At 61.6% G+C, this 13,450-nt stretch carries 9 protein-coding genes, 3 tRNA genes and 1 pseudogene; all 13 read right to left on the reverse strand.

The genetic code is table 11. The features are described 5' to 3' along the window. Positions 1–115 precede the first annotated feature (115 nt). Positions 116–192: transfer RNA gene (locus tag L4G42_RS16695), tRNA-Asp, on the reverse strand. A 122-nt stretch (positions 193–314) separates the two neighbouring features. Further along, positions 315–391, reverse strand: a tRNA-Asp gene (locus L4G42_RS16700). A gap of 74 nt (positions 392–465) precedes the next feature. Further along, positions 466–541 (reverse strand) — tRNA-Val (locus tag L4G42_RS16705). Between the two features lie 162 nt (positions 542–703). After that, positions 704–1,915: an O-succinylhomoserine sulfhydrylase gene (locus L4G42_RS16710; protein ID WP_237259732.1), complete on the reverse strand. Its 1,212-nt coding sequence runs from the start codon at positions 1,913–1,915 to the stop codon at positions 704–706. Between the two features lie 21 nt (positions 1,916–1,936). Continuing rightward, positions 1,937–3,445: an amidophosphoribosyltransferase gene (gene purF / locus L4G42_RS16715; RefSeq protein ID WP_237253033.1), complete on the reverse strand. Its 1,509-nt coding sequence runs from the start codon at positions 3,443–3,445 to the stop codon at positions 1,937–1,939. Positions 3,446–3,457: 12 nt separating this feature from the next. Beyond that, the gene (locus L4G42_RS16720) at positions 3,458–4,045 is read right to left on the reverse strand and encodes a CvpA family protein (RefSeq protein WP_037011737.1); all 588 of its coding nucleotides are present in this window, start codon (positions 4,043–4,045) and stop codon (positions 3,458–3,460) included. Between the two features lie 434 nt (positions 4,046–4,479). Next, positions 4,480–5,178 (reverse strand): SPOR domain-containing protein, encoded by a 699-nt coding sequence (locus L4G42_RS16725; RefSeq protein ID WP_237253034.1) that lies wholly within the window; start codon positions 5,176–5,178, stop codon positions 4,480–4,482. After that, positions 5,162–6,468, reverse strand: a pseudogene (gene folC / locus L4G42_RS16730) (bifunctional tetrahydrofolate synthase/dihydrofolate synthase). Before folC ends, L4G42_RS16725 begins: the two are co-directional and overlap by 17 nt. Continuing rightward, entirely contained in the window at positions 6,465–7,385 is a 921-nt protein-coding gene (gene accD, locus L4G42_RS16735; RefSeq protein ID WP_237253119.1) for an acetyl-CoA carboxylase, carboxyltransferase subunit beta, read from the reverse strand. The pseudogene folC and the gene accD overlap by 4 nt, the downstream one beginning before the upstream one ends. A gap of 327 nt (positions 7,386–7,712) precedes the next feature. After that, positions 7,713–8,333, reverse strand: a complete 621-nt coding sequence (locus L4G42_RS16740; RefSeq protein WP_237253035.1) for a phosphoribosylanthranilate isomerase — start codon at positions 8,331–8,333, stop codon at positions 7,713–7,715. Positions 8,334–8,392: 59 nt separating this feature from the next. Next, positions 8,393–9,217 carry a tRNA pseudouridine(38-40) synthase TruA gene (gene truA / locus L4G42_RS16745; protein WP_237253120.1) on the reverse strand — a complete coding sequence of 275 codons (825 nt, stop codon included), beginning with the start codon at positions 9,215–9,217 and terminating at the stop codon, positions 8,393–8,395. 211 nt (positions 9,218–9,428) lie between these two features. Continuing rightward, complete coding sequence (locus L4G42_RS16750) at positions 9,429–12,245, reverse strand: FimV/HubP family polar landmark protein (RefSeq protein WP_237259733.1); 2,817 nt, start codon at positions 12,243–12,245, stop codon at positions 9,429–9,431. 116 nt (positions 12,246–12,361) lie between these two features. Then, positions 12,362–13,372, reverse strand: coding sequence for an aspartate-semialdehyde dehydrogenase (locus L4G42_RS16755; protein WP_237253037.1), 1,011 nt, complete (start codon positions 13,370–13,372; stop codon positions 12,362–12,364). Between the last annotated feature and the right edge of the window lie 78 nt (positions 13,373–13,450).

Genomic DNA, 13,450 nt, shown 5'->3' on the forward strand with positions numbered 1-13,450 from the left:
CTGCAGCATCCAGCGCGACAGGCGAAGCTTTCACCAAATCGCAGGCACAAAAAAAGCGATCCTGGGATCGCTTTCTCTGTTGCTTCAAGGAGTTCAAGGGCCTCGAAGCTATGTATGGCGCAGCGGACGGGACTCGAACCCGCGACCCCCGGCGTGACAGGCCGGTATTCTAACCGACTGAACTACCGCTGCTTGTCGCACAGACTTTCATCTGCTTAACGCTGTTGAAACCGACCCTTGGGCCTGCTTCGTAAAACACTGACTGAAAACCTTGGCTTTCAATCTCAAACCGGGAAAACCCGATTCGGAAAATATGGCGCAGCGGACGGGACTCGAACCCGCGACCCCCGGCGTGACAGGCCGGTATTCTAACCGACTGAACTACCGCTGCGCATTGCGTGGACTTTCGTCCTGCTGAATCTCAGTATCCTTCAGCGTCTGATGCTGCTGTGAAACACTCAACGATGGTGGGTGATGACGGGATCGAACCGCCGACCCTCTGCTTGTAAGGCAGATGCTCTCCCGGCTGAGCTAATCACCCTTGCTTCGCTGAGGCCGCGAAATTTACGCAGGTGACGAACCTAAGTCAATAGCCTGCTTGAAGTTTTTTTAAAAAGAGCCATTTTTCGCAGGAAGCACGAAGCTGCACATCAGGAACAAAAAAGCGAGCCCCGAGGCTCGCTTTCGTGTTCAGACACCCGGCTTACAACGCAGCCAGACCGCGCGCAAGATCCGCCTGCAGGTCGGCGACGTCTTCCAGCCCTACCGCGACGCGGATCAGGCTGTCACGAATGCCGGCCGCCTCACGTTCCTGCGGCGACAGCCGACCATGAGACGTTGTGCTCGGATGGGTGATGGTGGTCTTGGTATCGCCCAGGTTCGCGGTGATCGAGATCAACCGCGTGGCATCGATGAAACGCCATGCGCCGTCCTTGCCACCCTTCACCTCAAAGCTCACCACCGCGCCGAACGCCTTCTGTTGACGCTTGGCCAGCGCATGCTGCGCGTGACTCTCAAGGCCGGAGTAATGCACCTTCTCGATGCCCTTCTGCTGTTCGAGCCACTGCGCCAGTTCAAGGGCGCTCTGGCAATGGGCACGCATGCGGATGTTCAGGGTTTCGAGCCCCTTGAGGAACAGCCAGGCATTGAACGGGCTCAGGCTCGGCCCCGCAGTGCGCAGGAACCCGACGACCTCTTTCATCAGCTCGCTGCGACCGACCACCACGCCACCCATGGCGCGCCCTTGACCGTCAATGAACTTGGTCGCCGAGTGCACGACCACGTCAGCACCCATGCGCAGCGGCTGCTGCAGGGCCGGTGTGCAGAAGCAGTTATCGACTACCAGCAGCGTGCCCTTGGCGTGGGCAATTTCCGCCAGTGCATTGATGTCGACCAGCTCCGCCAACGGGTTGGAAGGCGATTCAACAAACAACATTTTGGTATTCGGCTTGATCGCCGCGTCCCAGCCGGACAATTCGGCGAGGGGGACGTAATCAACCTCGACCCCGAAGCGCTTGAAATACTTTTCAAACAAGCTGATGGTCGAACCGAACACGCTTTTCGATACCAGCACATGGTCGCCTGCGCTGCAAAAGCTCATCACCGTAGCGAGAATCGCTGACATCCCGGTGGACGTCGCCACCGCCTGCTCGCCGCCTTCCAGCGCGGCCATGCGTTCTTCGAACGAAGCAACGGTCGGGTTGGTGTAGCGCGAATAGACGTTGCCGGGGATCTCTCCGGCGAAGGTCGCGGCCGCCTCGGCTGCCGTGCGGAACACATAGCTGGACGTGAAAAACAGTGGATCGCTGTGCTCGCGTTCCGGCGTGCGGTGCTGACCGGCACGAACCGCGAGGGTGTCAAAACCGACACCCTCGAGATCGCTATCCAGTCGACCGGCGTCCCATTCCTGAGTCATGCCGCCTGCTCCTTGTCTGGATTAGTTGTTGTACAGATCGATGATCGCGCTCACCGCCTGAGTCTTGACCTTGGAGGCGTCGTTGCGCGCCTGCTCGATCTTGTTCAGGTAATGCTCGTCGATGTCACCGGTCACGTACTTGCCGTCGAAGACCGAGCAGTCGAAATTGTCGATCTTGATCTTTTTGCTGCCACTCACCGCCTCGATCAGGTCATTCAACTCCTGATAGACCAGCCAGTCGGCACCGATGAGGTCGGCCACGTCCTGGGTGGAACGGTTGTGAGCGATCAGCTCATGGGCACTCGGCATGTCGATGCCGTAGACGTTGGGGAAGCGCACGGCCGGGGCCGCGGAACAGAAATACACGTTCTTGGCGCCGGCTTCACGGGCCATCTGGATGATCTGCTTGCACGTGGTGCCGCGAACGATGGAGTCGTCCACCAGCATCACGTTCTTGCCACGGAATTCCAGCTCGATCGCATTGAGCTTCTGGCGCACGGATTTTTTCCGCGCGGCCTGGCCCGGCATGATGAAGGTGCGGCCGATGTAGCGGTTCTTGACGAAGCCTTCGCGGAATTTCACGCCCAGGTGGTTCGCCAGCTCCAGCGCTGCGGTACGGCTGGTGTCCGGGATCGGGATGACCACATCGATGTCGTGATCAGGGCGCTCGCGCAGGATCTTGTCGGCCAGCTTCTCGCCCATGCGCAGGCGCGCCTTGTAGACCGAGATGCCGTCGATGATCGAGTCCGGACGCGCCAGGTAGACGTGTTCGAAGATGCACGGGGCGTATTTCGGGTTGGTGGCGCACTGACGGGTGTGCAGCTTGCCGTCTTCGGTGATGTACACCGCTTCGCCCGGGGCGAGGTCACGAATCAGGGTGAAACCGAGCACGTCCAGCGAAACGCTCTCGGACGCGATCATGTACTCGACGCCTTCGTCGGTGTGACGCTGACCGAAGACGATCGGGCGGATGGCGTCCGGGTCGCGGAAACCGACGATGCCATAACCGGTGATCATCGCCACGACCGCGTAACCGCCACGGCAGCGCTTATGAACGTCGGCAACGGCAGCGAAAATGTCTTCTTCGGTCGGCTGCAACTTGCCGCGCACCGCCAGCTCGTGGGCGAACACGTTGAGCAGGACTTCAGAGTCGGAGTTGGTGTTGACGTGGCGCAGGTCGGACTCGTAAATCTCCTTGGCCAGTTGCTCGACGTTGGTCAGGTTGCCGTTGTGCGCCAGCGTAATGCCGTAAGGCGAGTTGACGTAGAACGGCTGGGCTTCGGCTGACGTCGAGCTGCCCGCCGTTGGATAACGTACGTGACCAATGCCCATGTGCCCGACCAGACGCTGCATATGGCGTTGGTGGAACACGTCACGCACCAGACCGTTGTCCTTGCGTAGAAACAACCGGCCGTCATGGCTGGTCACGATACCGGCAGCGTCCTGGCCGCGGTGCTGGAGGACGGTGAGCGCGTCATAAAGCGCCTGATTGACGTTCGACTTGCCGACGATACCGACGATGCCACACATGCGACACAACCCCTACTTAGTGGAACTGGATTTACCGAACACTTCCGGCGGCGTTGTAGGCGGCAGGAGGTGATCCTTGAACGGGATGTCAACAGGTACGCTGACTCCGCTGGCTAGCCACTTGCTGGACATCCCGAGAATCAGGTTTTTCGACCAGTCAGCGACCATGACAAATTGCGGGAGCAGCCTTGACTGCTGCCACCATTGATCCTGTTGCACCGGGCCCAGGCTCAACAGCCCGACCGCGACGACAACCAGCAAGGCTCCGCGCGCCGCGCCGAAGACCATGCCCAGAAAACGATCGGTCCCGGACAGCCCGGTGACGCGAATCAGTTCTCCAATCAGAAAGTTGACCATGGCGCCGACCAGCAGGGTGGCGACGAAAAGAATGGTGCAGCCCGCAATCACGCGCGCCGAAGGTGCTTCGATGTAGTTGACCAGATACTGGGCCAGCGATCCGCCAAACATCCAGGCGACGGCACCTGCGATGATCCACGTCAGCAAGGACAGTGCTTCTTTGACGAAGCCGCGCTTGAGACTGATCAAAGCGGAGATGGCGACAATTGCAATGATCGCCCAGTCAACCGGAGTAAATGACACGTCGCAGCCTACAGACTGATAAGGCGGCGGATTTTAGCAGAGCACTCGCCTGCCGGTAAGCAGCGATTGCGGATGAAGGCCAATTAAGGCGAACTATTGGACTTTGTTTAAGGTCGGGGTGAGTTAAACCCGAAATAGAGGGTGGCTGATCCGGCCCCTTCCCGGCTGAAGCGGTCCCACCAAGCACCGCGTACATTCCGCAGGACCGGCTTTAGCCATGAAGACGTCAGCTGCCACGCTGCAAATAGAGGGTAGCTGATCCGGCCCCTTCCCGGCTGAAGCCGGTCCTACCGAGGCACCGCGTACTTCAGTAGGACCGGCTTTAGCCGGGAAGACGTCCGCTGCCACACTGCAAAATCGAGGGTGGCTGATCCGGCCCCTTCCCGGCTGAAACCGGTCCTACTGAGGAAAGCGTTGTGGCAGACGAACAGGACTTACTTACGCTCCGGCTGGAAACGCACGACGATGCCTTTGATCTTCTGCTGCTTTTCCAGCGTGTCACGCAGGCGATCAGCCTCGACACGTTCGATCACCGGGCCGACGAAGACGCGGTTGACGCCATCGGAGGTGCGGATGTACGCGTTGTAGCCCTGAGTGCGCAGCGTCTTCTGCAGATTGTCGGCATTGGCGCGGTTGGACAGGCTCGCCAGTTGCACCGCCCACGTGACCGACAGACCATTGGCATCGACCCGGCTGGTGTCAGCCGCCGATGCAACTGGCGCTGGCGCTTGAGCCGGTGCCGGTGTCGGTGTCGGCGCCGGAGCAGGTTTCGCGGGCGCGGCTTGAACGGGTTTCGGTGCGGCAGCCACAGGCTTGGAAGGCGCAGGCGCAGGCGCAATGGGCATGGCAGGCGGCTGCTGACTGGTGCGCTGTTGAATGGGCTGAGCAGGCTGCGTCAGTTCATCATCGGTCGGCACCGGTTCCTGCGGTAATGGCTGCTGTTCAGGCACACTGACGGGCTCGACCTTGAGCTGCGAGGTGGCTGGCGCTTGCGGAGCGGCAGGCGCATCGACCTGCACACGGCGGGCTTCGTCTTGACGCGAAAACAGCATCGGCAGAAAAATCACCGCGATGGCAATCAGCACCAACGCCCCAACCATGCGCTGTTTGTACGCTTTATCCAGCAAAGCCATGTGTCACTTCCTCCGTGACGCGCCAGCAAGCCATTCCAGGGCCTCGGCTACGCAGTAAAAAGACCCGAACAGAACAATCTCGTCGTCGGCTGTCGCGTGGGCGCACTGAGCTTCAAGTGCCAGCGCGATACTCGGGTGAGACGTCACGCGAGCGCCAAGGTTCTGCAACGCCTGTTCGATCTCTTGCGCCGGACGACTGCGCGGCGTTGGCAGCGGTGCGACTGCCCAGCTGCTGAACGTTTCGCTCAATTCCGCCAGAACGCCTGGCAGGTCCTTGTCACTGAGCAGACCGAACACCGCCAGACGCTTGCCCGCCACCGGTCGCTGATTCAGGCGCTGGGCGAGAAACGTTGCCGCATGGGGGTTATGCCCGACATCCAGCAGAAGGCTCAACGATTTGCCCTGCCAGTCGATGCTGCGACGATCAAGGCGACCGGTCACGCGCGTATTGACGAGCGCATCGCGAAGGGTCGCCTCATCCCACGGCAAATCCAGCAGCAGGTAAGCCTGCAACGCCAGGGCCGCGTTCTGCATGGGCAGGTCGAGCAACGGCAGCGCGTGCAGTTCGACCTTCCGGCCGGTCGCGTCGGTGCCCGACCAGTCCCACCCCTTCGCGTCGATCTGCAGATCGAAATCGCGACCGCGCAGCGACAGCGGGCAATTCAGTGCGTGCGCCTTGTCGAGCAGCGGCTGCGGTGGATCAAGATCGCCGCACAGCGCGGGGCGTCCCTCACGGAATATCCCGGCCTTCTCGAATGCCACGGTTTCGCGGGTATTGCCCAGCCATTCGGCGTGATCGACGCCAATGCTGGTGACCAGCGCCATGTCGGCGTCGACCAGGTTGACCGTATCAAGCCGCCCGCCAAGACCCACTTCCAGCACCACCGCATCCAGCCCGGCCTGCTCGAACAGCCAGAACGCCGCCAGCGTGCCCATTTCGAAGTAAGTCAGGGAGACGTCGCCACGGCCGCGCTCAACCACGTCGAACGCCGCGCACAGCTCGGCGTCGGTGGCTTCAGCGCCTTGCACCTGCACACGCTCGTTGTAGCGCAGCAGGTGCGGCGAGCTGTAGACGCCGACCTTCAGGCCCTGGGCCTGCAACAAAGAGGCAACGAATGCGCAGGTCGAGCCCTTGCCGTTGGTGCCGGTGACGGTGATCACCTTCGGCGCCGGCCGGGTCAGGCCCATCTGCGTCGCCACTTGCTGCGAACGTTCCAGCCCCATGTCGATGGCCGACGGGTGCAACTGTTCCAGATAGCTGAGCCAGTCGCTCAAAGAGCGTGCGGTCATATGTTCGCCGGAGCAGGCGGCACAACGATCGGCTCAAGTTTCGGCGCCACGAATTTCGGCGTCGGCAGCCCCATCATCTGCGCCAGCACGTTACCCAGACGCTGACGCAGTTCCTGACGGTGGATGATCATGTCGATGGCGCCGTGGTCGAGCAGGAATTCGCTGCGCTGGAAGCCTTCCGGCAGCTTCTCGCGCACGGTCTGCTCGATCACGCGAGGGCCGGCGAAGCCGATCAGCGCCTTGGGCTCGGCGACAATGATGTCGCCCAGCATCGCGAGACTGGCGGAAACGCCGCCGTAGACCGGGTCGGTCAGCACGGAGATGAACGGCAGGCCTTCTTCACGAAGACGCGCCAGGACGGCCGAGGTCTTGGCCATCTGCATCAGCGAGATCAGCGCTTCCTGCATGCGCGCACCGCCGGATGCCGCGAAGCAGATCATCGGGCAGCGGTTTTCCAGCGCGTAGTTGGCGGCTTGCACGAAGCGCTCACCCACGACCGCACCCATCGAGCCGCCCATGAAGGAGAACTCGAATGCGCTGCACACCACCGGCATGCCCAGCAGGGTGCCGCTCATGGAAATCAGCGCGTCCTTTTCACCGGTCTGCTTCTGCGCGGCGACCAGGCGATCCTTGTACTTCTTGCCGTCGCGGAATTTCAGACGGTCCACCGGCTCCAGATCAACGCCGATCTCCTGACGGCCTTCGGCGTCCAGGAAGATATTCAGACGGGCACGGGCGCCGATGCGCATGTGGTGGTTGCACTTCGGGCAGACGTCCAGGGTCTTTTCCAGCTCAGGGCGATACAGCACCGCTTCGCAGGACGGGCACTTGTGCCACAGACCTTCGGGCACCGAGCTCTTCTTGACCTCGGAACGCATGATCGAAGGGATCAGTTTGTCTACCAACCAGTTGCTCATGCTTTCTTTCTCCAGTACCGATGGCTCGAACGCTATGGCAATCGGTGCCATGCGCATGCCCTTAAACCAATGTCATGTACGGTGTCGTGAAATGTTGTACAACGATCGGCGCGAGGCCTGACCTGCCGAGACAACACTCACGAACACCACTCTCAACTTCCATCACGAGACGCAAGACGTCTTCGCTCAATCAATTCGGCCACGCGCATCAGCGGATGGCAGGCTAGTGGACGGCCACCGTTGGTCCCCCGTCACATCCTTGGCCACGTCCAGGCCACGTCGAGGCCTTCGAGACCTTCCAGACAACGACGTCGCTGGACAAACGCCCTAGGCGCCGTGTACTGCACTCATGAACGCACGGATCTTGTCGTGATCCTTCAGGCCTTTGGATTTCTCCACACCGCCGCTCACGTCAACCGCGTAGGGATGCACCTGCGCGATAGCCTTAGAAACGTTGGCCGAGGTCAGGCCGCCGGCGAGAATCACCGGCTTGCTCAGGTGTTTTGGAATCAGCGCCCAATCGAAGGTTTCACCCGTTCCGCCCGGAATACCGGCGACATAAGTGTCGAGCAGGATGCCGCAAGCGTTGGCGTAGGCGTCGCAGCTGGCCGCAATGTCGTCGCCGGCCTGGACGCGCAGCGCCTTGATGTACGGGCGGTTATAGCCCTCGCATTGTTCCGGGGTTTCATCGCCGTGAAACTGAATCAGGTCGAGGGGAACGACGTCTAGCAGCGCTTTCAAGTCAGCGCGCTCGGCATTCACGAACAGGCCGACGGTGCTGACGAAGGGCGGCAGCGCAGCGACGATCGCCTGGGCCTGCTCAATCGTCACGAAGCGCGGGCTCTTGGGGTAGAACACCAGCCCGATGGCGTCGGCTCCCGCGTCGACGGCGGCCAACGCATCTTCTATGCAGGTAATCCCGCAGATCTTGCTGCGAACGGCTGACATGTAGTGGAGACCTCAAGCCTTGCGAAAGTCACGGATGGTAGCAAATGCAGTCACCTGCGTCAGCCGTCCAGTTCCGTGAAGCCAGTGAGAAAATGCGGCCCGATGTAGCGATCCGGTAATGGGAACTCGTCGCGATATTCCACCTGAACCAGATACAGGCCGAAAGGATGAGCCGTCACACCGCCCGTGCGTCGTACCCGACTCTCCAGCACCTCGCGCGCCCACTCGATCGGCCGCTCCCCTGCCCCGATGGTCATCAGCACGCCGGCAATATTGCGCACCATATGATGGAGGAAGGCATTGGCGCGGACATCGATGACGATCATCTTGCCGTGGCGGGTGACGCGCAGGTGGTGAAGCTGCTTGATCGGCGATTTGGCCTGGCATTGACCGGCACGGAACGCACTGAAATCGTGGGTGCCGACCAGATGCTCGGCGGCCAGCGCCATTCGCTGGGCATCCAGCGGGCGATGGTTCCAAGTGATTTCGTGGCCCAGGTGGGCCGGGCGGATCTGATCGTTGTAGATCACATAGCGATAGCGCCGGGCGATGGCCTTGAAGCGCGCGTGAAAGTGCGCGGGCATGACCTTGGCCCAGGTCACGCTGATGTCGTGGGGCAGATTGATATTGGCGCCCATGGTCCAGGCTTTCATGCTGCGCTCGGCCCGGGTGTCGAAATGCACCACCTGACCGCACGCGTGGACACCCGCATCGGTGCGCCCGGCACACATCAGCGACACCGGCGAATCCGCCACTTTCGACAGGGCATTTTCCAGCGTTTCCTGGACGGTCAGCACGCCGGTCAACTGGCGCTGCCAGCCGCTGTAGCGCGAGCCTTTGTATTCCACGCCCAGCGCGATTCTGGAAAAACCTTCGGCGGCCAGTTCGGCTGCCGCTGTTTCTGCCTCGGTGTCTGTAGTTGCCAAGAGCTTAAAGCCTGTCGATGTGCGCAAGGGCGGCCATTATACGGATCGAAAAAAAAGACGCCATCGCCAGTGGCCAACGGTTCACCCGGTGCGGCGGAGAAGCCGAAAGGCCCGGACCGGAAACGCAAACGACCGCCGAAGCGGTCGTTTTTTGCAGCGATCAATCCGATCAGACTAGGCGCGACAGCATGTCCCGCGCTTCGGTCTTCTGGCCATCGTCACCTTCGGCCAACACTTCATCGAGGATGTCGCGAGCACCATCGGCGTCACCCATCTCGATGTAGGCGCGGGCCAAGTCCAACTTGGTGGCCGCTTCATCGGTACCGGAAAGGAAGTCGAATTCCGGCTCGTCGTCCGCCAGCAGCGCGTCGTCTTCGGTGAAACGAGGCGATGCTTCCACCGGCTTGTCCAACGCCGTGTCGAACGGCTTGGCGATCGGCGGCTGCTCCAGGCTCTGGGAAAGACGGTCCAGCTCGGCGTTGACGTCGTCGATCTCGGACGCGAACGCCTCAGAGGCCTGATCGGTTTCCATCTCGTCAGCCAGTGAGAGGTCGAAATCGGCAGGCAACTCGATGTCGTCTTCCAGCCCAGGCTCGGCGGCGCCGAACGATGCAGGCTGTTCGAACGGGGGCAGATCATGCAGATCGTCCTCCATCCCCAGCAAGTAATCGTCTTCGGCTTTCAACGCTGGCTGATCTTCCGCCAGATTGAGGTCAAAATCGTCCAGATCCGCTGGCTTGGCGGGACCGGATGTCGCCTGCTGCTCGCGCAGGATCGCGTCGAAGTCCAGGTCATCGGAAGCCGATCCGGCAAACGGCGCGTCCAGGTCCAGATCGTCAAGGGCAGCGTTGTCCTGTGCCGCAGCGCGGTTCGGCGCAGCAGCAGGCGATTCGCTGTCCAGATCATCCAGGCTCAGGTCAAAGGCGTTGTCGAACTCTTCATCCAGCGGCACTTCGGTCACCGTTTCTGCAACCGGGGCAGGCTGCGCGGTGACTTCGGGCTCGTCATGGAGCAGCTCTTCAACGTACTTCGCGTCCATTTCCGCTGCCAAAGCCGCTGCTGCTGCCACCCCTGCTGCTGCCACAGCCGCAGCGGCCATGGACGGATAGCGGGATTTCAGTTCTTCGACTTCAGCGTGGTTCTTTCCCGTGGCGATCAGTTGCCGCTCCTGCGCGACAAAGCCGGATTTGTTGTCCTGCTCGGCATAGACTTCCATCAGCTTGAGGCGCAGATCACTGCGCTGCGGCTCATGTTTGATGGCTTCTTCGAGAACGGCGACCGCCTGATTGGTGCGGCCGTATGCAATGTGGATTTCAGCCTGAACGAGCGCGTCAGCCGGATGTTCGCGGACCGGCTCGGCGACGGTCGGCGCCGGCGGCGTCTTTGCGTGGGGCGCCGGCGCCTCCAGGCCTTCGAAGCTGCTGGCAGGCATGTCCATGTCGGACGCGAAGTCCGACTCTTCGGACAAGGCGCGTGCCATCTGGCGATGCCGTTCGGCTTCGATCAGCGCGTTGCGTCGGCGCGCCAGCAGCAACAGAAGCAGCAGCAACACCAACAGCGCGCCGCCACCGATCAGGCCCATGAGCATCGGACTGGCGAGGATCTTGTCGAGGGCGCTGCGGTTGTCTTCATCGACCACCGGCTCAGTCGGAACGATCAGCGCTTGATCGGGCGTTGCGCTGGTGACCGCCGCCCCATCAACCGGCAAGGCGTCTTCGGGGGCGATTTCGTTGGGTGCCTTGCCCGCGACATCAGGCGCCGCAGCGTTCGGCACCACTTGGGCCTGCATCGCCGGGTTGGCGGCGTTGTTGGGGTTGGTCACGCTGTTGGGGCTGACAGCCGGGTTGGCAGGATTGGCGGCATCAATGGGCGGCGGAACCGCTGCGCCGGACGCCTGCATTTTCGCCAGTTGATCATTCTTCAGCTGAATAAGGCGCTGCAGTTTGTCGACCTGGCTTTGCAGGTCAGTCATGCGGCTTTTCAGCTCGGCATTGTCCCGACGCGTGGTGTCCAGGCTTTCCTGGGTAGTCGCCAGTTGGTTGCCGACATCGGCGTTGTCGCCCGCTTTGCCTTTCGCGCCCGCCTTATTGGCAGAGACGAGGCTGAGATTGTCCTTGGCGTCAATCTGCGACGGCGCAGCGCCAGCACGGTCGCGGCGTGTCGCATCGACCTGACGCGCGCCGCTCGGCAGGCGTCGGCCTTCGCGCCAGGCACGATTCTGCTCGGCCACTTCGGCCACTGCGCGAGGCTGAGCCAGCGCGGTTGATTCTTGCGGCGACGGCAGACGCAACACCTGGCCTTTCTTCAGCCGGTTGATATTGCCGGCAATAAAGGCATCCGGGTTCAACGCTTGGATCGCCAACATGGTCTGCTGCACAGTCCCGCCATTTTTCACGCGCCCGGCAATTTCCCAGAGCGTGTCGTTATTGGCGGTGGTGTATTGGGTGAACTTGGGTTCCGGGGCCGGCGCTGGAGCGGGCGTCGAAGGCGCTGCGGCCGGTGTCTCGGCGGCGGGTGCCGGGGCAGGTGCGGCGCTCGGTGCTGTCGAGGGCAATTGCGCGGCGGCCGCAGCGGCCTGCGGCGAGAGTTTCGGCGGGTCCAGCAACAGGCTGTACTCGCGCAGCGCACGACCATTGGGCCAGAGCACTTGAACGAGAAACTTCACATAGGGATCGCGGATAGGCTTGGTGGAGGTGATGCGCAACACGCTCTTGCCGCCGGGATTGACGACCGGGGTAAAGGTCAGGTCATCCAGGATGGCCACCCGGCCAACGCCGGCCTGAGCGAACTCCGCAGAGGTCGCCAGACTCGGCACCACCTGGGAGGCATTGAGGTCCTGCACTTCCGTCAGCTCGATTTCGGCCAACAGCGGCTGATTCAGGGTCGACTTCACGGTCAGACCGCCGAGGCCGAGCGCTTGGGCCATTCCCGATGACAGCGCCGAAGCCGCAGCGATTGCTAAAACGAGTTTACGAACCTGAACCATAGCCCATCCCTTGTTTGAAATTTCCCCGGCAATCGCGAAGATAATGCCTGCTCGGGTGTAGGGCGTATCGACACGCCGCAGCTAGAATGATTCTTCGAATTGTGGGCAAGTATCTTTTACACAACGTCTTTTATCAACAACTCAGCCACCTGCACAGCGTTCAACGCTGCGCCCTTGCGCACATTATCCAGCGTGACCCAGAAATTCAGTTCACAACGGTCGTCAACGCCCCCGCGCAAACGTCCTACATAGACAGCATCCTGTCCTACGGCGTCGCCCACCGGCGTCGGGTAATCTCCGGCCTCAACCAGCTCGATGCCCTCGGCAGTCTCAAGCGCGGCATTGACCGCCTTGATGTCGACCGCCTCGCGGGTCTGCACCGACACGCTCAGACTGTCGCCGAAGAACACCGGCACCTGGATGCAACTCACGCCGACCTTGATTAAAGGCAGCGAGAGCAACTCGCGCAACTCGCTGACCAAACGTTTTTCCAGTGGCACATGACCCTCGGCGTCAGGCTTGCCCACTTGGGCCAGCACGTTGAATGCCATCTGCCGGTCAAACACCTTGGGCTCCAGCGGGCGAACGTTGAGCAGCTCGGCGGTTTGCCGGGCCAGTTCGGTGACCCCTTCGCGACCCATGCTCGACACGGCCAGGCACGCGGTCACAGTGATTCGCTCGATGTTCAGCAGTGCGCGCAACGGGGCCAGCACCAGTGCGAGGGCGGCGGCGCTGGAACTCGGGCAGGCAACCTGCTGCGGTTTGGCCAGATCAGCCAGGCGGGCGCCATTGACCTCGGGCACCACATTCGGCGCCTGATCGACGGACAACCCGGCGGACAGGTCGATCACCACACAACCGGCGGCCGTGGCGCGCTCGGCATAGCTGCGTGTCACGGCGGCACCTGCTGCGAAGAAGGCAATTTTGGCCTTGTTGAAATCAAAGGCGTCGACTTCACGCACACGGACGTTCTTGCCACGGTACGGCACCGAACTGCCAGCCGATTCGACGCTGGCGAGCAAGTGCAAATCGCCGACCGGGAAGTCGCGCTCTTCGAGCATCTGGACGATGGTTTCGCCGACAGTACCGGTGGCGCCGATCACGGCGATATCAAAGGACTGACTCATGGAAAAACCTCAGGAAAAATCGGGGGGCGGCACTGTAACTGCCCGGTGGTAGTCAGGCAATTGGCCGCAAGCGGATAG

Origin of the sequence: Pseudomonas petrae (assembly GCF_021728295.1) — a bacterium.
Taxonomy (GTDB): Bacteria; Pseudomonadota; Gammaproteobacteria; order Pseudomonadales; family Pseudomonadaceae; genus Aquipseudomonas; species Aquipseudomonas petrae.